Annotated in this window: 23 protein-coding genes; 10 read left to right on the top strand and 13 right to left on the bottom strand. The window is 68.7% G+C overall.

The annotated features are described in order from the left end of the window. Positions 1–30: 30 nt before the first annotated feature. Positions 31–1,155 (bottom strand): DNA polymerase IV, encoded by a 1,125-nt coding sequence (gene dinB / locus V2S85_RS03365; protein ID WP_330701462.1) that lies wholly within the window; start codon positions 1,153–1,155, stop codon positions 31–33. Between the two features lie 91 nt (positions 1,156–1,246). Here dinB and V2S85_RS03360 point away from each other — a divergent pair, with 91 nt between their 5' ends. Then, on the top strand, positions 1,247–2,512 hold the full coding sequence (locus V2S85_RS03360) for a multidrug effflux MFS transporter (RefSeq protein ID WP_330701461.1): 1,266 nt from the start codon (positions 1,247–1,249) through the stop codon (positions 2,510–2,512). A gap of 25 nt (positions 2,513–2,537) precedes the next feature. On the opposite strand, the gene V2S85_RS03355 is transcribed toward V2S85_RS03360, so the two are convergent. From V2S85_RS03355 to crtY, 6 genes are all read right to left on the bottom strand, one after another. After that, on the bottom strand, positions 2,538–2,684 hold the full coding sequence (locus V2S85_RS03355) for a lmo0937 family membrane protein (protein ID WP_330701460.1): 147 nt from the start codon (positions 2,682–2,684) through the stop codon (positions 2,538–2,540). Between the two features lie 269 nt (positions 2,685–2,953). Then, positions 2,954–3,916 (bottom strand): phytoene/squalene synthase family protein, encoded by a 963-nt coding sequence (locus V2S85_RS03350; protein ID WP_330701459.1) that lies wholly within the window; start codon positions 3,914–3,916, stop codon positions 2,954–2,956. A 156-nt stretch (positions 3,917–4,072) separates the two neighbouring features. Next, a complete protein-coding gene (locus V2S85_RS03345; RefSeq protein ID WP_008829805.1) occupies positions 4,073–4,666 on the bottom strand; it encodes a TIGR00730 family Rossman fold protein in 594 nt (197 codons plus the stop codon). Position 4,667: 1 nt separating this feature from the next. Beyond that, positions 4,668–5,105: a hypothetical protein gene (locus V2S85_RS03340; protein WP_330701458.1), complete on the bottom strand. Its 438-nt coding sequence runs from the start codon at positions 5,103–5,105 to the stop codon at positions 4,668–4,670. Continuing rightward, positions 5,102–6,580 carry a phytoene desaturase gene (locus tag V2S85_RS03335; RefSeq protein ID WP_330701457.1) on the bottom strand — a complete coding sequence of 493 codons (1,479 nt, stop codon included), beginning with the start codon at positions 6,578–6,580 and terminating at the stop codon, positions 5,102–5,104. Before V2S85_RS03335 ends, V2S85_RS03340 begins: the two co-directional genes overlap by 4 nt. Then, positions 6,577–7,776 carry a lycopene beta-cyclase CrtY gene (gene crtY, locus V2S85_RS03330; RefSeq protein WP_330701456.1) on the bottom strand — a complete coding sequence of 400 codons (1,200 nt, stop codon included), beginning with the start codon at positions 7,774–7,776 and terminating at the stop codon, positions 6,577–6,579. Before crtY ends, V2S85_RS03335 begins: the two co-directional genes overlap by 4 nt. Before the next feature lie 68 nt (positions 7,777–7,844). Here crtY and V2S85_RS03325 point away from each other — a divergent pair, with 68 nt between their 5' ends. Next, entirely contained in the window at positions 7,845–8,390 is a 546-nt protein-coding gene (locus V2S85_RS03325; protein WP_330701455.1) for an N-acetyltransferase family protein, read from the top strand. A gap of 70 nt (positions 8,391–8,460) precedes the next feature. Then, on the top strand, positions 8,461–9,327 hold the full coding sequence (locus V2S85_RS03320) for a MipA/OmpV family protein (protein WP_330701454.1): 867 nt from the start codon (positions 8,461–8,463) through the stop codon (positions 9,325–9,327). A 3-nt stretch (positions 9,328–9,330) separates the two neighbouring features. Here the strand turns inward: V2S85_RS03320 and V2S85_RS03315 are convergent, their stop codons facing one another. Both V2S85_RS03315 and V2S85_RS03310 read right to left on the bottom strand, forming a co-directional pair. After that, positions 9,331–9,915, bottom strand: coding sequence for a uracil-DNA glycosylase family protein (locus tag V2S85_RS03315; RefSeq protein ID WP_330701453.1), 585 nt, complete (start codon positions 9,913–9,915; stop codon positions 9,331–9,333). A 49-nt stretch (positions 9,916–9,964) separates the two neighbouring features. Beyond that, positions 9,965–11,224: an MFS transporter gene (locus tag V2S85_RS03310; RefSeq protein WP_330701452.1), complete on the bottom strand. Its 1,260-nt coding sequence runs from the start codon at positions 11,222–11,224 to the stop codon at positions 9,965–9,967. A gap of 206 nt (positions 11,225–11,430) precedes the next feature. Here V2S85_RS03310 and V2S85_RS03305 point away from each other — a divergent pair, with 206 nt between their 5' ends. The 5 genes from V2S85_RS03305 to V2S85_RS03285 all read left to right on the top strand — a co-directional run bounded on the left by V2S85_RS03305 (position 11,431) and on the right by V2S85_RS03285 (position 16,236). Then, a complete protein-coding gene (locus V2S85_RS03305) occupies positions 11,431–12,270 on the top strand; it encodes a class III extradiol ring-cleavage dioxygenase (RefSeq protein WP_330701451.1) in 840 nt (279 codons plus the stop codon). A gap of 91 nt (positions 12,271–12,361) precedes the next feature. Then, positions 12,362–12,562 carry a hypothetical protein gene (locus V2S85_RS03300; protein ID WP_330701450.1) on the top strand — a complete coding sequence of 67 codons (201 nt, stop codon included), beginning with the start codon at positions 12,362–12,364 and terminating at the stop codon, positions 12,560–12,562. After that, on the top strand, positions 12,559–13,902 hold the full coding sequence (locus tag V2S85_RS03295) for an AtzE family amidohydrolase (protein ID WP_330701449.1): 1,344 nt from the start codon (positions 12,559–12,561) through the stop codon (positions 13,900–13,902). Before V2S85_RS03300 ends, V2S85_RS03295 begins: the two co-directional genes overlap by 4 nt. 112 nt (positions 13,903–14,014) lie before the next feature. After that, positions 14,015–15,382, top strand: a complete 1,368-nt coding sequence (locus V2S85_RS03290) for an amidohydrolase family protein (protein ID WP_330701448.1) — start codon at positions 14,015–14,017, stop codon at positions 15,380–15,382. Positions 15,383–15,396: 14 nt separating this feature from the next. Beyond that, a complete protein-coding gene (locus tag V2S85_RS03285) occupies positions 15,397–16,236 on the top strand; it encodes a TauD/TfdA dioxygenase family protein (RefSeq protein ID WP_330701447.1) in 840 nt (279 codons plus the stop codon). A gap of 135 nt (positions 16,237–16,371) precedes the next feature. On the opposite strand, the gene V2S85_RS03280 is transcribed toward V2S85_RS03285, so the two are convergent. From V2S85_RS03280 to V2S85_RS03270, 3 genes are all read right to left on the bottom strand, one after another. Beyond that, positions 16,372–17,796, bottom strand: a complete 1,425-nt coding sequence (locus V2S85_RS03280; protein ID WP_330701446.1) for an L-serine ammonia-lyase — start codon at positions 17,794–17,796, stop codon at positions 16,372–16,374. Positions 17,797–18,689: 893 nt separating this feature from the next. Further along, on the bottom strand, positions 18,690–18,986 hold the full coding sequence (locus V2S85_RS03275; protein ID WP_330701445.1) for a putative quinol monooxygenase: 297 nt from the start codon (positions 18,984–18,986) through the stop codon (positions 18,690–18,692). Further along, the gene (locus V2S85_RS03270; RefSeq protein WP_330701444.1) at positions 18,986–19,300 is read right to left on the bottom strand and encodes a putative quinol monooxygenase; all 315 of its coding nucleotides are present in this window, start codon (positions 19,298–19,300) and stop codon (positions 18,986–18,988) included. The genes V2S85_RS03275 and V2S85_RS03270 overlap by 1 nt, the downstream gene beginning before the upstream one ends. Positions 19,301–19,727: 427 nt before the next feature. Between V2S85_RS03270 and V2S85_RS03265 the strand changes: the two genes are divergently transcribed. Both V2S85_RS03265 and V2S85_RS03260 read left to right on the top strand, forming a co-directional pair. After that, positions 19,728–22,196 carry a TonB-dependent receptor gene (locus V2S85_RS03265; protein WP_330701443.1) on the top strand — a complete coding sequence of 823 codons (2,469 nt, stop codon included), beginning with the start codon at positions 19,728–19,730 and terminating at the stop codon, positions 22,194–22,196. A gap of 167 nt (positions 22,197–22,363) precedes the next feature. Beyond that, positions 22,364–24,502, top strand: a complete 2,139-nt coding sequence (locus tag V2S85_RS03260; RefSeq protein ID WP_330701442.1) for a PQQ-dependent dehydrogenase, methanol/ethanol family — start codon at positions 22,364–22,366, stop codon at positions 24,500–24,502. A gap of 7 nt (positions 24,503–24,509) precedes the next feature. Here the strand turns inward: V2S85_RS03260 and V2S85_RS03255 are convergent, their stop codons facing one another. Further along, positions 24,510–25,880 (bottom strand): PLP-dependent aminotransferase family protein, encoded by a 1,371-nt coding sequence (locus V2S85_RS03255; protein WP_330701441.1) that lies wholly within the window; start codon positions 25,878–25,880, stop codon positions 24,510–24,512. Positions 25,881–25,908: the final 28 nt, after the last annotated feature.

Below are 25,908 nucleotides of genomic sequence, written 5' to 3'. Positions count from 1 at the left end.
CCGATCACGCTCCCGCCCCGGCTCGGCGCGCTAAAGCAGCGAAAGCTGGCCGTCGCCCGCCGCGCGGGTCTCTTCCTGACGCTCGAGCGCCGAGAGCGTCAGCCCCATCAGGCGGATCGGCTGGGGCAGGGGGAGGTGGTCTTCCAGCAGGGCATGGCCGATCGCTGCGAATTCGGCCTTGTCCGAGACGAAATGATGCAGCGAGCGGGCGCGGGTGAGGGTCTGGAAATCGGCATAGCGCAGTTTCATGGTCACGGTGCGCCCCCGCGCGTCGGAGCGTTCGATGCGCTCCCACACGACGTCGACGATATGGTCCATCGTCTCGCGCAGGGCCTGCGGATCCTCGATGTTCTCGAAGAAGGTGCGTTCGCCGCCGACCGACTTGCGCGGGCGGTCGGCGCGGACCTGCCGCAGGTCGACGCCGCGCGCGGCGCGGAACAGGTATTCGGCGAAGCTGCCGAAGTTCGCGCGCAGGAACGCGAGATCCTTGCCGGCGAGGTCCGCGCCGGTCTCGATGCCGAGCCGCGCCATCTTCTCCGCCCCGCGCGGGCCGACGCCGTGGAAGCGGCGCACCGGCAGTCCGGCGACGAACTGCGCGCCTTCTCCGGGGCGGATCACGCAGAGGCCGTCCGGCTTGTTCTGGTCGCTGGCGAGCTTGGCGAGGAACTTGTTGTAGGACACCCCGGCACTGGCGGTCAGCTGTGTGTCGGCCTTGATCCGGCGACGGATTTCCTGCGCGATGCGGGTGGCCGAGCCGATGCCCTTGAGGTCGGTGGTGACGTCAAGGTAGGCCTCGTCGAGCGAGAGCGGCTCGACGTGGGGCGTATAGTCGAGGAAGATCGCGCGGATCTGCTGGCTGACCTCGCGGTAGACCTCGAAGCGCGGCTTGCGGAACACGAGGTCGGGGCAAACGCGAACGGCGCGGGCGGAGGGCATTGCCGAACGCACGCCGAACTTGCGCGCTTCGTAGCTTGCCGCAGCCACCACGCCGCGTCCGGACGAGCCGCCGACGGCGACGGGCAGGCCGCGTATCGAGGGATCGTCGCGCTGCTCGACGCTGGCGTAGAAGGCGTCCATGTCGACATGGATGATCTTGCGCAGGCCGTCGGCTTCGTCCTCTCCCGATCCGGGGTGATGATCATCCTGCGAAAACATGCGATATCATATAGCGCCGTTCGCGCCGAATGCGCCATCCGGAGCGGGATTTCACTGGCCATCCCATGCCAAGTGCGGCATGCGCCAGCGCATGACCTCCCCCGAACCACGCCTCGCCAAGTTCCCGATGGGGGAGCTGGAATTCGTCGTCATGATGGCCTCTTTCCAGGCCCTGCAAGCGCTGGCGATCGACGTCATGCTGCCCGCGCTCGGCGCGATCAGCACCGACCTGCATCTTGCCGATCCCAACCAGCGGCAGCTGATCGTCGGCGTGTTCCTGATCTGCTCGGGGCTGGGCTCGCTGTTTCCCGGGGCGCTGGCCGACCGCTTCGGGCGGCGCCCGGTGGTGCTGACGGCGATCACGACTTACGTGCTGCTCTCCATGGTCTGCGCGGTTTCGGCCAGTTTCGAGCTGCTGCTGATCGCGCGCGGGGTGATGGGCTTCGTGACCTCGGCGATGATCGTCATGCCGATGACCATCCTGCGCGACCGGTTCGAGGGCGACCGCATGGCGCGCAGCCAGTCGCTGATCGCGATGACCTTCATGGTGGTGCCGATGATCGCGCCGATGCTGGGGCAGACGGTGCTGCTCTTCGCGGGATGGCGCTGGATCTTCGGGATCATGGGCGTTCTGGCGGCCTGCGTCTTCACCTGGGCGTGGATGCGCCTGCCCGAGACGCTACACCCCGATTTCCGCCAGCCGGTAAGGCTCAGCGTGATCGCGGGCAACATGGGGCTGGCGCTGAAGGAGCGGGCGGCCTTCGGCTATTTCCTCGGCGCGGCCTTCGTGCAGGGGGCGCTGTTCGGCTATATCAACAGCGCGCAGCAGCTGGTGGGCGAGCACTTCGGAGCGGGGACGATGTTCCCGGTGATCTTCGGCTGCATGGCGCTGGTCATGGCCTGCACCAACTTCGCCAACGCCCGCATCGTCGAGCGGTTCGGCGCGCGGCGCGTCTCGCACGCGGCCCTGCTGTGCTACATCGCGGTGGGCGCGCTTCATCTCGCGCTGGCGATGCGGGGCGAGGGGCTGTGGACCTTCCTGCCGCTGATGACGCTGTCGATGTGCATGCTCAGCTTCATCGGCGCGAACTTCCAGGCGATCTCGCTGCAGCCTTTCGCGCGGATCGCGGGGGCGGCGGCATCGGTCATGGCGTTCGTGCGAATGGTGTTGGGGGCGACGCTGGGGTCGCTGATCGGACAGGCTTACGACGGCACCGCGCGGCCGATCATGGCGGCCATGGTGATCTGCGGGCTCATCGCACTGGTGCTGGTGCTCTATTCGGAGGGCGGACGGCTGTTCCGCCGTCTCAACCCGCCCGAATACTACCGCAACGCGCCTCCGCCGGTCAGTCACTGACGACGGCGGAGGGCGGCGCGCTCGCCTAGACCCTGCGGCCGCGGAACAGCTGCACGAGGCCGACGACGATCGCGATCACCAGCAGCAGGTGGATCAGCGCGCCGGATACATGGAACACGACGAAGCCGAGCAGCCAGAGCACGATCAGAATGGCGGCGATGGTGAAGAGCATGGGTGTTCCTCCTAGGTGTTGTGTGCGGGAGTAACGCCGGGCGCTCGGAATTTGTTTCCGGTCTATTGCTTAGGATGTGGGGAGGCGGGATTGCCTTGTCCGCTGCGTCACCCTGAACTTGTTTCAGGGTCCATAGCGCGGTTGGTATCCGGGCGTCGTGCCGCCAACCGCACCCTTGGTTTGCGGATCATGGAACTGCGTTGGCGGCCTGATGGACCCTGAAACGAGTTCGGGGTGACGGCGGATATGGGGCGAAGTTACGCTGCGGATCAGGCGGGGGTAAGCGCCGCCAGTTCCCGGCGCGATGGCTTTGGAATAGGTGCGGGCGGAGGTTCGCGCCGGGCCTCGAAGAAGGCGTCCGCGATCAGGCGCAGCTTCTGCGGCGTGCTGACCCGCGCGCGGTGGTCCCATGCATGGGCGCCGAGGCGTTCCACCTCCCGCGCGATGCCGCCGTAGATGCCTGCCGCCGAGAGCACGGCCCAGCGCTGCCGGAACGCCAGCCGCGCCGCGCCGACGCGGGCCGAGGCTTCGTATTTGCGCGCCATCGCGCAGGCCCGCGCGACTTGCGGGACGAGCGCGTGGCGATAGTGCGGCTTGGTGATCTCGCCGGGGGGGATGTCGGCCTCCACCAGCCACTCGACCGGCAGGTAGCAGCGGCCGTTGGCGTCGTCCTCCCACACGTCGCGTACGATGTTGGCGAGCTGAAAGGCGATGCCGAGGTCGCAGGCGCGGTCGAGCGTGTCCTCGTCGTCGGCGGGCACGCCCATGACGGCGGCCATCATCACCCCCACCGCGCCTGCCACGTGGTAGCAGTAGCGCAGCATGTCGGTTTCGGAGCGCGGGCGCCAGTCGGCGGCGTCGAGCGCGAAGCCGGCGAGTACGTCCTCGACCATGGCGGGGGTGATCGGCGTCTCGCGCATGAGCTGGCCGAGTGCGTCGAACGCGGGCGACCCGGTCGCCTCCCCGGCCATCGCCAGTTCGGTGAGGGTGCGGATCGTGGCGAGGCGCGATTCGGGGTCGAGCTTGCCGGGGGTGGAGGCGCCGCCCCCATGTCCTCCACCGAACTCCTGCTCGTCGGCGATGTCGTCGCAGGCGCGGCACCAGGCGTAGAGCAGCCAGACCCGCTCGCGCGTTTCGCGGTCGAACAGGCGGCTGGCGGCGGCGAAGCTCTTCGACCCGAGGCGGATGGATTCGCGCGCCTCGGCGACGAGGGCGGCGCGGTTAAACGGCATTGCCGCGGGTCTTCCGTTCACCCCACCCGTCGTCATTGCGAGCGTAGCGAAGCAATCCAGGGCGGCGTGGCACAGCCCTGGATTGCTTCGCTACGCTCGCAATGACGAACGAGGGGGGGACAAGCCCTCCCTCGCCCGAACGGCAGGCCACGTGCATCACAGCGTGTTCGGGTCCATGTTCACGATCGGCACGATCGGCTGGTGCGCGTGCATGCGGTCGAGCAGCGGCGCCAGTTCGGTATCGGCCAGCAGGATACCCTGGTGCGCCGGGCGTACGAAGCCGACTTCGGCCATGTGGCGGTTGAACGCCAGCAGCCCGTCGTAGAACCCGAAGGCATTGAGCACGCCGACCGGCTTGTTGTGATAGCCCAGCTGCGCCCAGCTGACCGCCTCCCACAGCTCGTCCATGGTGCCGACGCCGCCGGGCAGGACGAGGAAGCCGTCGGACAGCTCGGTGAACTTGGCCTTGCGCTCGTGCATGGTCTTCACGATCGTCAGTTCGCAATCGTAGTTGGCGACTTCGCCGCCCTTGCCGTCCTTGCCGGTGAGCGCTTCGGGGATGACGCCGATGCACTCGCCGCCTGCTGCCAGCGCGGCACCGGCGACGGCGCCCATGAGGCCGAGGCGACCGCCGCCGTAGACGACGCCGATGCCCTGCGTGGCAAGCGCGGTGCCGACGTCCGCGGCGAGCTGGACGTAGCGGGGATCGGCGGGAGTGGCGGAGCCGCAGTAGACGGCGAGACGCTTCATGTCAGTCAACTACCTTGATATTAACCAGCGCGCCCTCGGGAAGATCGCGCGTCTGGCGGGCGAGGTCACCCGTGATTTGGATGAGGCGGACCAGATCGATCCGCACCAGATGTTCGTGGGCATAGTCCCCGGCGACGAGCGCCTGCGGGGTGAGGCTGTAGACCTCGCCCAATGCGGGAGGCCCTAGCCGCTTTACCGCCGCATCGACAAGGGCGTCCGCACGCCAGATCGCCTTCGTCTCGTCCAGGGCCATGTGCGCCCTGGCCTCCGCCTCGGTGCCGAGCGGGGTGACTTCGCCGAGATCGGGATCGACGTAATGGAACGCGCCCGCATCGTCGGTGACGAGCATGTGCCCCATCAGGCTGTGGGCGACGACCTCGGCGAAGTGCACGCCGGTCCAGCCCCATGCGGCATTGAGGGCGTGGACTTCCCGGCTCACCTGAGGTCTTCCAGCATCAGCTTGGCGGTGGCCTTGGCGCTGCCGACGACGCCGGGAATTCCCGCGCCCGGATGCGTGCCCGCGCCAACGAGGTAGAGATTCTTCAGCTTGTCGTCGCGGTTGTGGCCGCGGAAGAAGGCGCTCTGCGTCAGGATCGGCGAGAGGCTGAAGGCATTGCCCTTCCACGCGCCGAGGTCCGCCTCGAAATCGGGCGGGGCGTAGTGGAAGCGGGTGACGATGCGGTCCTCGATGTCGGGGATCAGGCGGCGGCCGACTTCGCGGATCACGCGCTGTTCCAGCACCGGGCCGACTTCCGCCCAGTCGATCGGCAGCTTACCCATGTGGGCGACGGGGACGAGCGCGTAGAAGGTGCTCTTGCCCGGCGGCGCCATCGAGGGATCGGTGACGGTCGGGTGATGGAGATAGATCGAGAAATCGCGCGGCAGCACGCCATGCTCGAAGATGTCGTCGAGCAGGCCCTTGTAGCGGGGGCCGAACAGGATCGTGTGGTGCGGGATGCCGGGCCAGGTGCCCTCCAGCCCGAAGTGCACGACGAACAGGCTGGGCGAAAAGCTCTTGTTCGTGAGCTTTTTCGCCATCTCCTTGCCGCGCACCGTGTCGCCGAGGAGGCTGGCGTAAGTATGCATGAGGTCGCCGTTGGAGGCGACCGCGTCGAAGCGCTCGCGCCAGCCGCTCTCGCATTCCACTTCGGTGACCTGATCGCCGATGGTGTGGACCTGCCGGACCTTGTCGCCGACGCGCAGCGTGCCGCCGAGGCGCTCGAACAGGTTCGCCATGCCCTGCGCCAGCTTGTTGGTGCCGCCCTTGGTCCACCACACGCCGCCGTCCTTCTCCAGCTTGTGGATCAGGGCGTAGATCGCGCTGGTGCTCATCGGGTTGCCGCCGACCAGCAGGGTGTGGAACGAGAGCGCCTGGCGCAGATGCTCGTCCTTCACGTAGTGCGAGACCATCGAATAGACCGAGCGCCACGCCTGATAGCGCATCATCGCGGGCGCGGCCTTGATCATGCTGGAGAAGTCGAGGAACGCCTCGTGCCCCAGCTTGACGTAGCCTTCCTGCCAGACCCCGGCGGCGTAGCGTTCGAACTCCTCGTACCCGGCAAGGTCGCCGGGGGCGACGCGGGCGATCTCGCGGCGCAGGGAACCTTCGTCGTTCGAGTAGTCGAAAGTGACACCATCGGTCCAGTTGAGGCGATAGAACGGCATGACCGGCATCAGCGTCACGTCGTCGGCGATGTCGTGGCCGGAGAGCTTCCACAACTCGCGCAGGCATTCGGGGTCGGTGACGACGGTGGGGCCGGCATCGAAAGTGAAGCCCTCGCGCTGCCAGGAGTAGGCGCGGCCGCCCACCTTGTCGCGCGCCTCGATCAGGGTGGTGGCGATGCCGCTGCTCTGGAGCCGGATCGCGAGGGCAAGGCCGCCGAAACCGGCGCCGATGACGCAGGCCTTCTTCACGATACGGCTCCCAGATCAGCCAGCGGACGCCCGCGTCCGGTCAGGCTGGCGAGCGCCGCGCCCACCGGCACCGGCGGCTTTCCGGCCAGCACCCGCGCCATGTCGAGCGGGGTCGAGCGGCCTGCGTAGAACCGTTCGATCAGCCCTTCGGGCAGCGTGTAGAAGCGCGCCAGCATGCGCCAGCGCTCGGGCCCGTTCGCGGCGCCGAAAAGCATACGGCTCAACATCCGGTAGAAGCGCCCCCTGCGCCAGTGCTGTGCGGCCCTGTCATGACTGATCCCTGATAGGGCGGGCGTGGACAGGTTGTCGAGGCTGGTCAGGTAAAGAGCGAATCTTACAGCATCGGGAATCGAGTAGGACGTCAGCGGATGGACGAGCGCCGCGCGGGTTCCGGCGCGCGGCAGGGCGCCGCCCTCATGCCAGAACGCCTCGAAATCCCCCTCGGCGATGACGGGAAGGACGCCGGTTTCCTCGTAGGCGACGGCATCGACCTGCCAGCCCTGCGCGCGGGCATAGTCGGCGATCCGGGCCCGCAACGCCGGTGCGTCGATGTCGCGGGTGTCGGAATAGTAGGTGTCCTCGACGAAGACCTCGGTGTCGGAAAAGGGCAGGCAGTAGACGAAGCGGTAGCCGTCGATCTGCGCGACGGCGGCGTCCATCACCACGGGGCGGGTCAGCCCGTGCGGCGCGGCGAGCCGGAGCGTCTGGCCGAGGAACTTCTGCCAGCCCCCCGCCATGTGCGACAGGCCGCCGCTGCCGCGTGCGTCGATGACCGCGGTGGCGGGATAGTACCGCCCGTCCGAGAGAGTGACGCCGGCCCCGTCGGCGCCCGCGATTTCGGCGCCGGTGACGATGCAGTCGCCGGGCAGGGCGGCGCGCACCGCCTCGTCCAGCCTGGCGCCCGTCGCGCTGCGGTAGGGTGTCCTGAGCTGCCGCCGGGTGCCGGGAAAGCGCACCTCGTAGCCGTCCCAGCGCGCGGCGACGATCGGGGCCACGAGCGCCTCGCCGCCTTCGGGCAGGTCGCTGGCGAAGAACGACCAGACGTGCCGTCCGCCAAGCCGCTCACCGCGCTCGAAGATCATGACGCGCAAGTCCGCTCGCCGCGCCGCGAAGGCGAGCGCGATCAGCCCGCCGGCAAGGCCGCCGCCGAGAATCGCCAGGTCACATGAGGCCGGATCGCCGGAATTTCGCTGCATCGGGGCGATGTCTAGGGACTGCGAACGATTGCTGCAACTTGGCAGAGGGCTCGCTTTACTGCATGTTGATGACGATGACAGGGCAACTGACAATTTGCGACGCCGCGTCGGGGGACGCGGCCGCAATAGCCGAGATCTACGCGCACTACGTGCTGGAAGGCACCGCGACGTTCGAGACCGAACCGCCCGACGTGGCGGAATCGGAGCGGCGGATGCGCGAGCTGATGAAGGACGGCTACCCGTTCCTGGTGATGCGCGACGACGAGGACCGTGTGCTCGGCTTCGGCTTCGCCCAGCGCTACGGCCCGCGCGCGGGCTATCGCTACAGCGTCGAGACGACGATCTACGTGCATCAGGACAGCCTGGGCCGGGGGATCGGCAGCGCGTTGCTCCAGGCGGTGGTGAACGCCTGCGAGGCACGCGGTTTCCGCCAGGCCTTCGCCGTCATCGCGGCGTCCGAGCCGGCCTCGGTCGTGCTTCATGCCCGTGCCGGGTTCCTGCCGGTGGGCACGCTCACCGCCGCCGGGTGGAAGCACGGGCAGTGGATCGACGTGTTCCTGATGCAGCGCCGCCTGGGCGACGGAAACGAGACCCTTCCCGACCAGAAGGGCTGAGCGGGCGACCGGGCGCGGCAACGTTCCCGTCACCAACGCGTTGGCTTCCCTGAACATTCAGGGAAATTTCATGCGACTACGTGTTTCCACCATAGCGCTTGCGGCCGGTGCCGCGCTCCTGTCCTGCGCCGCGGTTCCCGCCTTCGCCCAGAACGCGAGCGACGCGCCCCCTGCCGAGAACGTGCTGGACGGGGACTACCTGACGGTCGGCGTCGGCGCGGTCTACGTGCCGAGCTACCGTGGTTCGGACGACTATATCGTATCGCCGATCCCGCTGGTGCGCGGCAAGTTCAAGGGCGTGGACATCAATCCGCGCATTGCCGGCGTGGCGCTGGACTTCATCCCCGACGACAAGGATTCCGGCATCGGCTTCTCGCTCGGCCCGGTGGCGACCGTGTCGCTCAACCGCACCCGCCGGATCAAGGACCCGGTGGTGCGCGCGGCGGGCAAGCTCGATCCGGCGATCGAGGTCGGCGTCTCGGCCGGCGTGACCAAGTACAGGCTGCTGCACGACTACGATTCGCTGACGCTGTCGGCCGACGTGAAATGGGACGTGAACGGCGCCTACGGGGGCATGGTCTGGTCCCCGGCGATCAGCTACACCACCCCGCTGAGCCCGGCGCTGGTGGCCGTGGTGGCGGTCAGCGCCCGCCACGTCGACGACGACTTCGCGCGCTATTACTACTCGGTGAACCCGGCCCAGAGCGCCGCGAGCGGCCTGCCCGTCTACGGCGCCAAGGGCGGCTGGGACAGCGCCAATGCCTCGCTGCTGATGGCTTACGACCTGTCGGGCGACGTGCGCGACGGCGGCCTTTCGGTGTTCGGCGTCGCCAATTACTCGCGGATGCTGAACGACGGCAAGGATACGCCCTTCACCGCGCTGCGGGGCAGCGCGAACCAGTGGGTTCTGGGCGCGGGCGTGGCCTATACGTTCTGATCCTCAGCCGATCGCGGCGGCGACCCGTCGCCTGAGGTCGGGCAGCACGTCGCGCGCGAACCACGGGTGGCGTTCCATCCATAGCCGGCTGCGCCAGGCGGGATGGGGGAGCGGAAACAGCCCTTCCGGAGCCTCGCGCCAGCGCTCCACCGCCTGCGTCAGGTTGCCCGCGAAGCCGCGCGGCAGGTAGCGTTTCTGGGCATGGGCCCCGACCAGCAGCGTCAGCCGCAGGTCGGGCATCTGCGCCAGCAGCGGCGCATGCCAGCGCGGCGCGCATTCGGGGCGGGGCGGCTTGTCGCCGCCGCTGGCTTTGCCCGGATAGCAGAAGCCCGAGGGCATCTGCGCGATGCGGGCGCTGTCGTAGAAGGTCGCCTTGTCGAGTTGCAGCCAGTCGCGCAGGCGATCGCCGCTGTCGTCGTCCCAGCCGATGCCGCTGGCGTGGACGCGGCTTCCTGGCGCCTGCCCGATGATGAGCAGGCGCGCGGTCCGGCTGGCGGCAACGTAAGGGCGCGGCTCGAAACCCAGCGCGTCGGCGCAGAGGCGGCAGGCGCGGATGTCGCCGAGCAGGGTGTCGAGGGAGGAAGCCATCCCCCGCGCAGATGGCGCCGCGGCCCCCTTGGTACAAGCCCGGATCGGTTCAGCCGGCGGCGAGCGCCAGTTCGCCCGTGGGGCCTGCTCCCGTACGGCGCACCCGTGCCCGGCCGTCCGGCCCGATCCCGGGAAGCAGGAACAGCAGCCCCATCCCCGCGCCCAGCACGGCGATGATCGCGATCGCGGCCTCGTCGTAGGAACCGGTGGCGCCGTAGCTCAGGTCCATCGCCGCCGGGGTCAGCCCCTGCGCGAGGATCACGGCGGCGTAGAGCACCGCGTTGATCGCGCCGAAATGCTTCAGCCCGAAATAGCGCGAGCAGAAATACGAGAGGGCGCCGTATTCCGCCCCCATGCCGATGCCGAGCAGTACCCCCGCCGCAGTGGCGGCCAGGCTGCCGTGGCCGAACTGCAGCAGCGCCAGCCCGGCCATGGCGGCGGCATACATCGGCACCACCAGCAGCGGCGTGCGCAGCCGGTCGAGCAGCGCTCCGGTCACCACCTGCCACGCGGCGGTGACGAGCGCGAACGTCGCCACCACGCCGGTCGCCTCGCCAAGGCCGAAACCCCGGTCGGTCATCATCGGCACAACGTGGGTGAACACCGCCGTCATGCCCCCCGCGCCGCTGGCGACCGCGACCAGCAGCACCCAGAAGCGGCCGGTGGCGGCGGCCTGACGCAGGGTCATCCCCTCGAACACGCGCTCCGGCGCATCGCGCCTGCGGACGGCCGCCTGGGGCGTGTCGTGGAGCCAGAGCCACATCACCGGCATGCCCACCAGCAGCACGATGCCCCCGATCGCGCCGTAAGTCGCGCGCCAGCCGATGACCGGCAGCAGGATCCCGGCCACCACCGGCATCAGCGTCGCCCCCACGCCGTTGCCGACGCCGGCGGTCACCCCCAGCATCAGCCCGCGCCGGTCGTCGAACCAGTTGGCGACGATCTTGGCGATCATCGGCGAGGCGCAAGTCGCGCCGGCGAGGCCGATCAGCCCGAACTGCAGGTAGAACAGCCATAGACTTCCGGTGGTCTGCGAGAGGCCGGCGATCAGCAGCCCCAGCGCCACGTTGCCGCCAAGGATCAGCGGGCGGGCGCCGACGCGGTCCATGGTGCGGCCGATCAGCGGATAGCTCGCCGCCGCGACCACCGCGATGAGGCCCAGCACCCCCGACACCGCCGCGCGCGACCAGCCGAGGTCTTGCGAGATCGGGACCAGCAGGGTGCCGAACGTCGCGCTGATCGCGGCGGTCACGCAGACCAGGTTGCCGGTCGTCGCGGCGATCGCAAGTCGGGTCGAGGCAGTGGGCATGCGCAAGGTCTCCGGATTTCGATTGGCCGGAGTAAATGCCGCCGGGCCCGCGATCCCAAGCGTTTATCGCCGCGCTGCAACAATTCCTTCGCGGGGCATCAACTCTGCAGGCTTGCGCAAGCCCGCGCGCATCCCGACTTTGCAGGCAGCGGCCTGAAGGGGCCCAGGATCACGTTCGCGAACGCAAGCAAGGACGATTCGCCAAGATGAATGCTCAGACGGCCGCAATGACCGCTTCCTCGACCCGGATGCCCACGTTCTTCATCCCGCACGGGGGCGGTCCGTGCTTCTTCATGGACTGGTCGGTCATGGGCGGCCCCGCCGATACCTGGGACAGGACCGAGGCCTGGCTGCGGGCACTGATCGCGACGCTGCCGGAAAGGCCGAAGGGGATCGTCGTCATCTCCGGCCACTGGGAGGAGCCGGCCTTCACCGCCTCGGCCGCCGTCGAGCCGGGGATGATCTACGATTACTACGGCTTCCCGCCGCATACCTATCAGCTCCAGTACCCGGCGCCCGGATCGCCCGCGCTGGCGGAGCGGGTGGTGGCCCTGCTGGCGGGGGCGGGCCTGCCCGCGCGGACCGATCCGGCGCGCGGCTTCGACCACGGCGTCTTCGTGCCCTTCCTGCTGATCGATCCCGAGGCGACGATCCCGGTCGTGCCGCTCTCGCTCAAGGCCGATCTCGATCCGGCCGAGCACATGGCCGCCGGCCATGCGCTGGCGCCCCTGCGCGAGGAGGGGATACTGATCGTCGGCTCGGGCATGAGCTATCACAACATGCGCGGCTTCCGCACGCCTGCGGCCACGCGGCCCTCCGCCGTGTTCGACCAGTGGCTGACCGGCGCGGTCGAGGCGCCGCCGGCGGAGCGCGAGGCGCAGCTCGCCGACTGGGCCGAGGCGCCCGCCGGCCGCCTCTCCCACCCGCGCGAGGAGCACTTGCTGCCGCTGATGATCGCCGCCGGGGCCGGAGACGATTCGGAAGGCCGCAAGGTCTTCGGCGACAACGTGATGATGGCGGATATCTCGGCCTATCGCTTCGGGTGAGTATCTGATCCGCTCTTGCTGCCTTCGGGCAAGGCTGTAAGGGTTGCCCCGGCGCCCGGCACGGGGCCGGGCGCGCAAGGGAGATCAGCCGGTGGCCGAAACCAGCGGGAAGGCCGCAAGTCCCACTGAGGAGAGCGTGCGCACGCGGATGGCCGAGGCCGGCATCTCCGCGCCGGACGAATGTGTTCCCGGCGTCTGCGCGAACCTGATCGTGCTGCAGGACCACGTCGCCACGCTGCGGGCCTTCGCGCTCGATCCGCGCAGCGCCAGCGCCATGCGGTTCGAGGCATGAGCGTGCTTTCGGCAATCGCCATGGCCGCGCGGGTGCGCGGTGGCCAGGTCGGCGCCGTGCAGCTGTGCGAGGCCGCCTTCGCCCGTGCCGAGGCGCTGGGCGGCGAACGCAGCGGCTTTACCCGCCTGCTGCGGCGCAGGGCGCTGGCGCGCGCGGCGGCGGTCGACAAGCTGGTCGAGGCGGGGCTCGATCCCGGTCCGCTCGCCGGGGTTCCGTTCGGCGTGGCCGACCTGTTCGACGTCGCCGGCGAGATCACCACCGCCGGTTCGCGCACCCGGCGCAGCGCCGCCTTCGCCAGCCGCGACGCGCGCGCCATCGCGCTGCTGGAAGCGGCGGGCGCGGTGCTGATCGGCACCCAGAACATGGACGAGTTCGGCTACGGCTTCGTCACCATGAACGCCGGCTACGGCACCACCCGCAATCCGCACGACCCTTCGCGCGTCGCGGGCGGCGCGGCGGGCGGCTCGGCGGTGGCGGTGGCGACCGGGGTGGTGCCGATCAGCCTCGCCTTCGACACCAACGGCTCGCTGCGGGTGCCCGCTGGGCTCTGCGGGGTGATCGGGCTCAAGCCGACGTACGGCGACCTCCCGCGCGACGGCATGTATCCGTTCGTCGACAGCCTCGACGTGGTGGGCGCGCTGGGCCGCGACCTCGACGATCTCGCGCTCGTGCGCACGATCCTGCGCGAAGGCGCGCCCGAACGGCAGGAACCGCTGCGCGGCGAAATCTCCTTCGGCCGCCTGATGAGCTGGTTCGACGACAACATCGCCGAGGAAATGCGCGGGCCCCTGGATGCGTTCTGGGCGCGGCTGGGCCGGGTCAGCTTCGAGCTGCCGCATTCCGAGATCGCCCGCGCCGCCGCCTCGGTCATCATCGCGGCGGAAGGGGCGAGCCTGCACCGCCCGGCGCTGGAGGCAGACCCGATGCAGTTCGAGCCGCCGGTGCGCGATCGCCTGCTGGCCGGCCTGCTGCTGCCGAGCGACGACTACCTGGCCGCGCAGCGCTTCCGCAACTGGATCCAGGCCCGCCTGCGCCGCCAGTTCGAGCTGGCCGACGTGCTGTTCACCCCGGCCGCCCCCGGCTTCGCGCCGACGATCGCGGACCCGGTGATGACGTTCGAGGGCCGGCCGATCCCGGCGCGCAGCCACCTTGGCATCTATACCCAGCCGATCAGCCTGATGGGCCTGCCGGCGCTGGTGCTGCCGCTGGCGGGCGACTTCGCGATGCCGCTGGGGATCCAGCTCATCAGCGCCGCCGGTCACGAGCCGCTGCTATTCCGGGCGGCGCGGCAATTGATCGACAAGGGCCTGTGTGCGGTGCCGGTGCCGCCGGGAGATTGAACCAGACCCCTCGTCATTGCGACGACGCCGATCCATCAAGAAAGCCGTCGCGCTCGCACAAGCCAGCAGGTCCGCGTACGCTAGTCTGCACGTATCACCACGGCGGGACCGCATGCAGGCAGACACTCTCATCACCGGCGCCACCCTGGTCACGATGGACGCGCGGCGCCGGGTCATCCGCGACGGGGCAGTCGCCTTTGCCGGCGACACCATCGTCGCCGTGGGCAAGGCGGCCGAGCTTGCCGGGATCGATGCCCGCACGGTGATCGACGGGTCGCGCTTCCTGCTCACGCCCGGGTTCGTCAATGCCCACGTCCATGTCACCGAGACGCTGATCCGGGGCTTCGTGCCGGGCGACCTGCCGTTCGACGAGACGCTGGGCCGCTGGGTCATCCCGCTCTACAAGGACCATTCCCCCGCCGAGCAGGCGGTCGCCGCCCGGCTCGCCGTCGCGGCGATGCTGCGCACCGGCACGACCAGCTTCATCGAGGCCGGGACGATCATCGCCTTCGACGAGGTCATGGCCGCGATCGCGGGCACCGGCATCCGCGCCCGTATCGGCCGCTGGACCGAGGATCGCGCCTGGGATCCCGCCGCCGATGCCGAGGCGCTGACGCGCGAAGCCAGCGCCGCGCTCGAACGCGATCTGGCCGCCTATCCGCAGGACGGGCGCAGGATCGCCGCCTGGCCCAACCTGATCGGCCACATGACCGCGACCGATGCGCTGTGGCGGCAGGCCACCGCGCTCGCCCGGCGCACCGGCACCGGCATTTCCGCGCACATGAGCCCGGTGGCGGACGACGCCGCCTGGTATCTCGCCGAGACCGGGCGGCGTCCGGTCGAGCATCTCGCCGACCTGGGCGTGCTGGGACCGCATCTCAACCTCGTCCACATGGTCCACATCGATGCCCGGGAGGCGGCGCTGGTCGCGGCCAGCGGTACCCGGGTCACGTTCTGCCCCGACGCGTCGCTGCGCAGCGGCTACGGCGCCATGCGGCACGGACTGTTCCCGGAGATGGCGGAGGCGGGGGTGACCATCGCGCTCGGCACCGACGGGGCGGACAACCACGACATGATGCGCGTCATGGCGCTGATGGCCTCGCTGTTCCGCGACGCGCGCGAGGACCGCTCGCTGTTCCCGGCACACGCGGCGCTGGAGATGGCGACGGTGAACGGCGCCAGGGTGATGGGGCTGGCGGATACGATCGGCGCGCTGGCGGTCGGGATGAAGGCGGACGTGGTCGCGCACGACCTCGCGCGGCCGGAATGGGTGCCGCTCAACAACCCGGTCGAACAACTGGTCGCCTCGGCCGACGGGCGCGGGGTCCATTCGGTCTGGGTGGACGGGGTGCGCGTGGTCGAGGACCAGCGCTGCACGCTGATCGACGAGGCCGCGCTCCAGGCCGAGGGGCAGGCGATGGCAGAGGCGATACTGGCCCGTTCGGGGCTGCCGCTGGTCAGCGAATGGCCAGTGGAATGAAACAGGCCAGTGGAATGAAACCGGAAGGAGTGCAGCAAGTGGACTATTCGGCGATCACGGTAACCCCGCTCACGCCCGGCATGGGCGGGATCGTGTCGGGCGTGGACCTCACGCAGCCGCTGTCCAACAGCGTGGTGGACGAACTGCACCGCGCGCTGGAGGACCGTCTGGTCATCTTCTTCCGCGACCAGCCGATCGACCACGAGGCGCACAAGCGCTTCGCCAACTACTTCGGCGGCATCCACATCGCGCCGAGCACCAAGCCCTGGCAGGCCCCCGGCCATCCGGAAGTCACGATCGTCCATGCCGACGCGGATTCCACGTTCGTCGCCGGGGAGGACTGGCATTCGGACATGAGCTGTGATGACGCGCCGCCGCTGGGCTCGGTGCTCTACCTGCATACGGTGCCGCCGGTCGGCGGCGACACCGCGTTCTCGAACATGTACGCCGCCTACGATGCGCTCTCGGACCGGATGAAGACGCACCTCGGAGGGCTGACCGCGGTGCATGACGCCGTCGCCGGCTTCGGCGGCATCACGCCCGAGGGCATGAAGCTGCCGCGCAACAGCCACCCGGTGATCCGCACCCATCCCACGACCGGGCGCAAGTCGATCTACGTCAACAAGAGCTTCACCACCCACATCGAAGGCATCCCCCGCGCCGAGAGCGAAGCGCTGCTGGGCTACCTGTTCCAGCACGTCCAGCACCCGATGTTCCAGTGCCGGTTCTCGTGGCAACCGCACTCGATCGCGTTCTGGGACAACCGCTGCGCGCAGCACTCGGCGATCTGGGATTACTTCCCGCAGGTCCGCTCGGGCTTTCGCGTGCAGATCCTGGGCGACGTGCCGCGCTGAGTTGAGTAGCACGTATTCGTCATTGCGAGCTTAGCGAAGCAACCCAGGGCAACAGCGCGCCGCCCTGGGTTGCTTCGCTAAGCTCGCAATGACGAAAGGGGGGCGATCTCAATTATCGCAGACGCCGCCCCGAACTCAGCAGGCGACCACGTTGATCGCAAGGCCGCCCTGGCTGGTTTCCTTGTACTTGCTCGACATGTCGAGCCCGGTCTGGCGCATCGTCTCGATCACCTGGTCGAGCGAGACGCGCGGGGTCTCGCCGGCGTGGAGGGCCAGCTTGGCGGCGTTGACGGCCTTGACCGCGGCGATGGCGTTGCGCTCGATGCAGGGGATCTGCACGAGCCCGCCCACCGGATCGCAGGTGAGGCCGAGGTTGTGCTCCATGCCGATCTCCGCCGCCGCGCAGACCTGCACCGGGGTGCCGCCCCAGACCGCCGCGAGACCGGCCGCCGCCATCGAGCAGGCGACGCCGACTTCGCCCTGGCAGCCCATCTCCGCGCCCGAGATCGAGGCGCGCTGCTTGTAGAGCAGGCCGATCCCGGCGGCGGTGAGCAGGTAGCGGTGCGCCTTGGCGGGGATCGCGCGCGGGCCTTCGCTGCAATACTGGCGCAGCAGCGAGGGGATGATGCCCGCCGCCCCGTTGGTGGGCGCGGTGACGACGCGGCCGCCGCTGGCGTTCTCCTCGTTCACCGCCATCGCGTAGAGGTTGAGCCAGTCCATCAGCGTTTCGGCCTGGTTGTCCTGCGGGCGGGCGATCAGGCTCTGGTGGATCGACCGGGCGCGGCGCCGCACCTTGAGCGAGCCCGGCAGCAGGCCGTCGCGCGCGAGGCCGCGCTCGATGCACTGGTTCATGGCGTCGGCGATCGCATCGAGCCCCGCCAGCGTCTCCGCCTCGGGCCGGCGGGCGGCCTCGTTGGCGAGCATGATCGCGGCGATGTCGAGCCCGGTCGTCTCGCAGGTTTCCAGCAACTGCGCGCCCGAGCCGAACGGATGGGGGACCGGCGGGCCTTGTGCCACCCGGTCGTCGGCGGCGGGCTGCTCCAGCTGGTGTCGGCTGGAAAAGAAGCCGCCGCCGGTCGAGAAATACTCGGCCCGCGCGATTCCGGAGCCATCCTGCGCGAATGCGGCCAGCACCATGCCGTTGGGGTGCAGGTCCGGGATATGGTCGAAGTCGAGCACGAGGTCGCGCGCCGGATCGAAGGCGATCTCGCGGCGGCCGAGGAGAGCGATCCGCCCGGTCGCGCGGACTTGCGCGGCGGCGGCGTGGGCGAATTCGGGGTCCACGGTCTCGGGCTGCAGGCCGAGCAGGCCCATCAGGCAGGCGTCCGGGGTGCCGTGTCCCTCGCCGGTCAGCGCCAGCGAGCCCTGCAGGTGCACCACGACGCGCGCGACGGCGTCGAGGCGTGCTGTGCCGGTCTGGCACCCGCCGGTCTGGCCCCCACCGGTCTGAGCAGAGTCCTCCAGCCCCTGGAGGAACCGTGCGGCGATGCGCATCGGCCCGACGGTGTGCGAACTGGACGGGCCGAGCCCGATGCGGAAGAGGTCGAGGGCGGAGATCATGGTCCCTCCAGCGCATACTTCGGATGGCGATGCGATCAAGGCCGGTCTGTCGTTACCGGTGCCCAGTCGTCAGGTTTCGAGGTGTCACGAGTCGTGGAAGATTGCCATCCTAAGTGGGCATCCCATGAGAGCCGGGCAAGAGTGGCGGCCCATGCCGGCGGCCTTCTGATGAGCAGCGACTTCCTCGACCGGGCGGCCCTCCGGACGCCCGAGGACCCGGGCCTGCGTCCGCGCCAGGGCACGAACGTCCCTCGCATCGTGCCGATCCGCGTTCCCCATACCGCAGCCATGAATCCCTCCCCGAGCTTGTCTCGGGGAGGGGGACCGCCCGCGCAGCGGGTGGTGGAGGGGGGGGAGGCTGGGAATTCCCCCTCCGTCACCGCCTTCGGCGGCGCCACCTCCCCGAGACAAGCTCGGGGAGGAACTGGACATACGAAAACGCCCGCTGGCGAGTGCGGGCCTAACGCCGGGGGAAGTCAACGCAACCGAGAGTGAACATCGGGTCGGCGTCGGGAGCGTCCTCACCGGGACGCGGGGGTTTGTGTTCCACCTGCTCTGACGAGCGGCCGGGTAGCGGTGGTCAGCCCGGCTCGACCTTGGCATTCCATCGGAGCCGTCCCGTATGACCGACGTTAGGGTTCGCGTCGTTGGCGGTCATGGGTCATCCGGGATAGCCTTCGCGGTGTCTGTCCAGAAGGACAAAGCGGTTCGAAGGACGTTTCCAGAGCCGAGAGGACGGTCCGGGTCTTCGTTGGGCGCGTGGTTTGCACAGCTGCGGCTTGAAACCGCATCCCGGCCCACGACGCCGACCCGATACACCGAAAGCGACTTGTACATCACCGCTCCGGATGCTGGGCCATATAACCCATGTGGTTACAAATGTCAATATCCCGTCACGGCAGCGAGCGGTAGAACTCCAGCTTCATGTCCTCGGCCACGCAGGCGAGGATCGGCGGGACCAGCCGGTCGTGGAAATCGATGTGCATGTGCTTCTCGTAGGCGGCCTCGTCGCGGAAGGTGGCGACGACCTGGAACATGTCCGGGTCGGCCTCCGACTGGAACAGTTCGTAGACGAGGGCGTCGGGCTCGTTCGCGAAGACGAGGCCCTTGAGTTCGGACTGCAGCGCGATCATATCGGCGCGCTTTTCGGGAAGGGTGCGCAGCTGGGCGATGAAGCTCTTGGCGGGCATCAGGCTCTCCCCTCAGGGGCGGCATGCGGGGCGAGGTCGTAGAGCAGCTCGCGCTCGTACGTGCCTTCCATGCAGCCGACGATCCTGGCGATCAGCGGCTGGTTGTGCGGATAGTCCATGTGCGCCTGGTCGGCCGCTTCATCGACGAAGCTTTCGTGGACCGCGAACATGCCCGGTTCGCCGAGACGGAAGAACTTGTAGGCCAGCGTGCCCGGTTCGTGGCGGGACAAGTCCTCCATTTGGCGGGCGAGGGCGATGAAGTCGTCCTGCCGGTCCTCGCGGACGCGAAAGCGGGACAGGAAGCTGAAGGCCATGGGCCGGTCTCTCCTTTCAGCGCGGGGAACGAGTCGCGCCCCGCTGGTCTCTGCCGATGCCGCGCCTGTTCCGGCGCGTGCCTGGGGAGGATAGGCGATCGCCCGATAAAAACAATCATGAATGCATGTTGATTCGTTTTTGCGCTTCGTCACCCTGAACGTGTTTCAGGGTCCATCTCTCGGCCGCCAGCGTGCGTGAGACCACTGAACGAGGGCGCCGATGGTGACACATACCAGGGGGCAAGGCGGCACGATTGACCCTGAAACACGTTCAGGGTGACGGGAAAACAAAGGGGATTTCAGCCGGCTGCAATGTCGCCGCAACACCACATCAAAAAAACATACATGAATGATTGCCAAACGCCGTCTTCGTGATAATCCTTAAGGCAACCCGCAACCAAATGGCGGGGCCTAAGGAGAGAGAGGCATGTTCACCAGGCAGCTTTACTGCTCGTCTTGCGCGTTCGCGCTCGTCGCCGGATTCGCAAGCGCGCCGGCATTCGCGCAGGACACCACCACCGCAGACACCGCAGCCCCGCAATCGTCGGGCGGCCTTGCCGAGATCGTCGTCACCGCCACCCGCCGCGCCACCGACCTGCAGTCCACGCCGGTCTCGGTCTCGGCCGTGGACAGCACCCTGATCGCGCAGGCGTCACCGCGCGACCTCGGCGACATCGCCGCCTTCGTGCCGAACTTCTCGGCGGCGACGATCGCGAACTTCAATGCCGCCAGCTTCGCCATGCGCGGCGTCGGCCAGACCTCGATCATCGTCTACTTCGAGCCGCCCGTCGCGGTGCTGGTGGACGACTTCGTGGTGCCTTCGGTGCAGACGCAGCTGCTCGACACCTTCGACATCGCCCAGGTCGAAGTGCTGCGCGGCCCGCAGGGCACGCTGTTCGGCAAGAACACCACCGGGGGCGTCGTCACCGTGCGCACCAAGCGGCCGCAGCTGGAATACGTGGGCGTCGATGCCCGCGCCGAGTATGGCGACTTCGGCCAGCGCAAGCTGCAGGCGGCGATGAACGTGCCGATCTCGGACTTCGCCGCGTTCCGTCTCGTCGGCGGTTACGAGAAGTCTGACGGGTACTACAAGAACGGCGCCTGCTACGGCCCGGTCACCGGCTTCGTCGACAACAAGTTCCAGGGCGCCGAGGGCTGTCTCGGCGGCGAGACGCTGGGCGGCAAGGACGTGTGGCAGGCCCGCGCCAAGCTCTTGATCGAACCTTCGCCCAATTTCAGTGCGCTGTTGCAGTACGAATGGATTCGCGACCGTTCGGACTCGGTCCCCTCCGTGAACGAGAACTACCTCTACACCGGCGACAATCCCTTCGTCACCGACCTGCTCGGGCTGACCGATCCCAATGCGCAGGATACCGATCCGCTCAAGCGCGCCGCCTATACCGGGCGCCATGACGGGCTGATGTACATGGACCAGGGCCAGCGCATCTCGGTGGACGGGTTCTACGCCAACCTCGAATACGATACCGGGATCGGCACCATCACGTCGGTTTCCGGCTACCGCAGCCAGCGCTCGCGCATTCCCAATTCCTACGCGGGCGCGACGGCGGTGGCGGAGGACGGGCAGTACCTCTCGTTCTTCGATGCGACGCGCGACGACGACCGCAAGACCTGGCAGCAGGAACTGCGCTTCGCCTCGGACCTGCAGGGGCCGTTCAACTTCGTGGCGGGCGGCTTCTACCAGCGCGACAAGATCGACTTCTGCGTGGCGCAGCTGCTCGGCTTCCTCGACCTCACCTCCGGTCCCTCGGCGGCGGGCAACTGGAACGACACGCCTTACGTGCTGTGCAACGCGCAGCGGGCGAAATCGCGCGCGGTGTTCCTCGAAGGCACGCTGAAGCTGGGCGAGAAGCTGACGATCGCGGCCGGGGGCCGCTACACCTGGGACGACAAGACCTGGCTCGGCCGCCAGCAGGTCTTCGCCGCGCAGCTGGAGGGCGGGTTCGATCCCACCATCACCATCGACCATGCGCTCGACGCCAGCGTCTACAACTATCCGGCGGGCGTCGTCAGCGTGAAGGGCAAGTGGCGCGAGCCGACCTACCGCGCCAGCATCAGCTATCAGGCGACCGACGACCTGTTCGTCTTCGGCGGCTATTCGCACGGCTACAAGGGCGGCGGCTTCAACGACCAGATCGGCGGCTTCGCGGCCTTCGGCACCGACCTCGACGCCTTCCGCGCCGCCGCGCGCCCGACCGACCCGGAGCAGGCCGACAGCTTCGAGCTGGGCTTCAAGTCGCAGTTCCTCGACAACCGGCTGCGCTTCAACGTCACCGGCTTCTACGTGAAGTACAAGGACCTGCAGAAGCAGCTCAACGTGCCGATCGAGGTCAATGGCCAGCCCAATCAGGTGACGGTCTTCGTCAATGCCGCCAGCGCTACCGTCAAGGGCATCGAGGCGGAACTCTCGGCCAGCCCGGTCGAGGGGCTGACGCTGCGCGGCGTGCTCGGCTACCAGGACGGCAAGTACAACAGCTATACCGCCGAGAACGCGGGCTACGACTTGTCCACCGCCCCGCTCGACCGCGCGCCCAAGTGGCAGTGGACGCTCGACGGCGCCTATTCGCTGCCGCTGGGCAGCGACTACAAGCTGACGCTGAACGGCAACGTCGCCTATACCGGGCGCAACCTCAACACGCAGGCGATCGACGATCCGCTGGGGAACACCTTCCTCAACGCGCGCACGCTGGTGAACGGCTCGATCACGCTCGCGCAGGCGGACGACCGTTACTACGTGCGGGTGATCGGCCGCAACCTGACCGACAAGCGCTATCGCATCGGTACGCAGAACGTCGCGGGGCTGTGGCTCAATTCGCAGTTCGGCGCGCCGCGCTACTTTGGCGTCGAACTCGGGCTGTCGTTCGGCGACCATCTTTGAACCATGAGGCACGGGGGCACGAACCTCCGTGCCCGACGAGAGGTGATCGAGTGCGGAATGACACCATGGCGCGGGCATTTTTCCCTGAATCGTCATTGCGAGCGGCGAAGCCGCGCGGCAATCCAGGGCAGCATCGCACGGCCCTGGATTGCTTCGCTGCGCTCGCAATGAAGACGCGGGGGTTTGCCGGCGGGTTCGCCATTGCGGCTGCATTTTCGCTCGCGGCCTGCGGATCGTCGGACCAGCAGGCGCTCACGGGCAAAAGCGCGCCCGAGGGGTGGGAGCGGCAGCTCGACGATGCCAGCGACGGCGACGACTGGCCGGCCTTCGGCCGCACCTATGGCGAGCAGCACTACAGCCCGCTGGAGCAGATCAACGCGGGCAACGTGAAGGATCTCGGCCTCGTGTGGTCGGTGGACTTGCCCGCGGGCAACCCCGCCACCGGGCCGATCGAGGTGGCGGGCACGGTCTACCTCGCCAGCGGCTATTCGGTGGTGCGCGCGATCGACGTCGCCACCGGCAAGCTGAAGTGGGAGCACGATCCCCACGCCCCCGAAGCCTCGGGCATCCGGCTGCGGCAGGGCTGGGGCAGCCGGGGCGTCGCCTACTGGAACCACAAGGTCATCACCGCCACGCAGGACGGCCGCCTGATCGCGCTCGACGAGAAGACCGGCAAGCCCGTCTGGACCGTGCAGACGCTGGAGGAGGGCGCGCCGATGTTCATCTCCGGCCCGCCGCGCGTGTTCGGCGGCAAGGTCATCATCGGCAACGCGGGTTCGGACGAAAGCGCGGTGCGCGGCTTCGTCACCGCCTTCGATGCGGACAGCGGCAAGCAACTCTGGAAGTTCTACACCGTCCCCGGCGACCCGGCGAAGGGCTTCGAGGACGAGACGCAGAAGATGGCGGCGAAGACCTGGAACGGCGACTGGTGGAAGTACGGCGGCGGCGGTTCGGTGTGGAACGCCATCACGTACGACAAGGCCAACGACCAGATCCTGCTCGGCACCGGCAACGGCGCGCCGTGGAACCACAAGATCCGTTCGCTGGGCAAGGGCGACAACCTGTTCGTCTGCTCGATCGTCGCGCTCGATGCGAAGACCGGCAAGTACAAGTGGCACTACCAGATCAACCCCGGCGAAAGCTGGGACTTCAACGCCGCGATGGATATGGAACTCGCCGACCTGACCATCGACGGCAAGCCGCGTCAGGTGGTGATGACGGCGCCGAAGAACGGCTTCTATTATGTGATCGACCGGAAGGACGGCAAGCTGATCTCGGCCGAGCCCTTCGTCGAAGTGACATGGGCGAAGAAGATCGACATTGCCACCGGTCGCCCGGTCGAGAACCCCGGCGTGCGCTACGAAAGCGGCAGGACTTCGTTCCGCCCCACGCCGCTGGGCGCGCACAGCTGGATGCCGATGGCCTACAGCCCGAAGACCAACCTTACATACATCCCGGCGATCGACCTGCAGGCCCATTTCGACGACACCGGCATCACGCGCGAGAACTTCAAGTTCGCGGAGGGCATGGCGCTGTCGCCGGGCGTCGGCTACGCGATCGACGCGGGGGGCAAGGACGTCACCGGCTGGCTCGTCGCGTGGGATCCGGTGGCGCAGAAGGCGCGCTGGAAGCTGCCGATGCCCACGCACGGCAACGGCGGCATCATGGCGACGGGCGGCAACCTGGTGTTCCAGGGACGGCCCGACGGCGGCTTCTTCGCCTATGACGCCGAGAACGGCAAGCGGCTGTGGAACTTTGATGCGCGTGCGGGCGTGGTGGCGCCGCCGATCACGTACCGGGTGAACGGCAGGCAGTACGTCACGGTGATCGCCGGGATCGGCACCAGCGTCGGCCTGTTCGGCCCGATGTTCGCGCAGTACGGCATCGATTACCGCACGCAGGCACGCCGGGTGCTGACTTTCGCGATCGGCGGCAAGGCGACCTTGCCCGCGCGGGTGCCTTACAAGGCGGTCGCCTTCGATGACCCCGGATTCAAGCCCGATGCCGCCAAGGCCGCGCGCGGGGAGGGCATCTTCGGCGGGCGCTGCGCGGTGTGCCACGGCACTTCGGTGATCGCGGGCGGCACCGCGCCGGACTTGCGCACCTCGCCGATCCCGCCCAGCGCCGACGCCTTCGCCGAAGTGGTGAAGAACGGCGCGCTGGTGCCTGCGGGCATGCCGCAGTTCGGCGAATTCACGTCCGACCAGATCGACGCCCTGCGCCACTACATCCGCACGCGCGCCGAAGTCCTGCGCAGCGGCCGCAAGGACAGCGGCGTGGGATCGGCGCACAAGACCGGGGAATGACCGCCGATCACTGCGCCGGAGCGTAAGCCCTGATCCAGTCCTGAAAGCGCGGATCGTTGCCGTATGCCACGTTGACCCGCATGGCCGGGGCGATCGCCGGATCGGTGCTGAACGCGCTGGCAGTCGCGATGAAGATGCCGCGCGCGGCCGCATCCTGCGCGATCGCGTCCATCGACAGCAGCGGCGGCAGGTCGATCCACACGTAGAAGCCCCCGCCGACCGGACGCCGGATCGGGAAGCCCGCGCGCTCCAGTCCCTCGACGGTCTCCTGCGTCGCCTTGCTCGCGCGCGAGCGCAGGCGGCGCAGGTGCTTGAGGTAATGTCCCTGGTCGATCAGCTGGAACACCAGCCGCTCGTCATGGGCCGAGGTCGCGACGGTGGTGACCACCTTGAGCGCATTGATTTCCGCCGCGATCCGGGGCGCCGCCGCCACGTAGCCGACGCGGAAGCTGGCGGCGAGCGTCTTGGAGAACGTCCCCAGGTAGATCACCCGGTCCAACTGGTCGAGCGCGGCGAGGCGCGGCAGCGAATACGGCAGGATGTCGGCGAAGGGGTCGTCCTCGACGATCATGAGGTCGTGCGCGGTCGCGGCCTTGAGCACCGCATAGGCCTTGCCCGCCGTGATCGATCCGCCGGTCGGGTTGTGCGCCAGCGACTGCGTGAAGAACATGCGGGCATGGCTGCGGGCGGCCTTGGCGGTGAGGTCGTCGATGTCGGGCCCGTCGTGCAGGCGGCGCACGCCGATGATCTCGACGCCCGCCAGCGCCAGCTTGGCGAACAGCGGATAGTAGCCGGGATCGTCCACCAGCACCGCGTCGCCCGGCCGCAGGTAGCGCCGGATGATGAGGTCCAGCGCGTGGTTGGCGCCGTGCGTCATCAGGATCTGGCCCGGCTGGCAGGTGATCCCCCGTTCGGCCAGGGCACCGCACAGCCGCTCGCGCAGTGGCAGGTAGCCCCACGCGGAGTTGTACCCGTCCGCCTCCTGGAAGCGCTGGAACGACAAGTGGCGGCGCAGTTCCGATGCTTCGAGCCAGTCCGGCGGCGGCCGGCCGTCGCCCGGCCGGATCGGCAGCCGGCGGTCCAGCTGCTCGGTCAGCAGCGAGGCGCGGTCCGAGGCGGCGGCGATCGGCGCCGGGCTTGCGTCGCTCGGCCGCGCCGGCGCGCGCACCACGAAGTAGCCGGCGCCCGGCCGTGCCTGCAGGTAACCTTGCGCGACGAGCCGCAGATAGGCCTCGACCACGGTGTTCTTGCCCACGCCCAGCCGCTTGGCCTCTTCCCGGATGGAGGGCAGCCGCTCGCCCGCGCGCAGCTGCCCCGCGCGCATCTGGGTGAGCACGCCCTCCATCACGAAATCGATCTTGAGCGATGCGTTCGGCATCCGCGTGTTCCTCTCCGCCCAAGGGTAC

The organism is Novosphingobium resinovorum (assembly GCF_036352595.1).
In the GTDB taxonomy this organism is placed as follows: domain Bacteria; phylum Pseudomonadota; class Alphaproteobacteria; order Sphingomonadales; family Sphingomonadaceae; genus Novosphingobium; species Novosphingobium resinovorum_B.
This window is presented reverse-complemented; position numbering and strand designations above follow the sequence as displayed.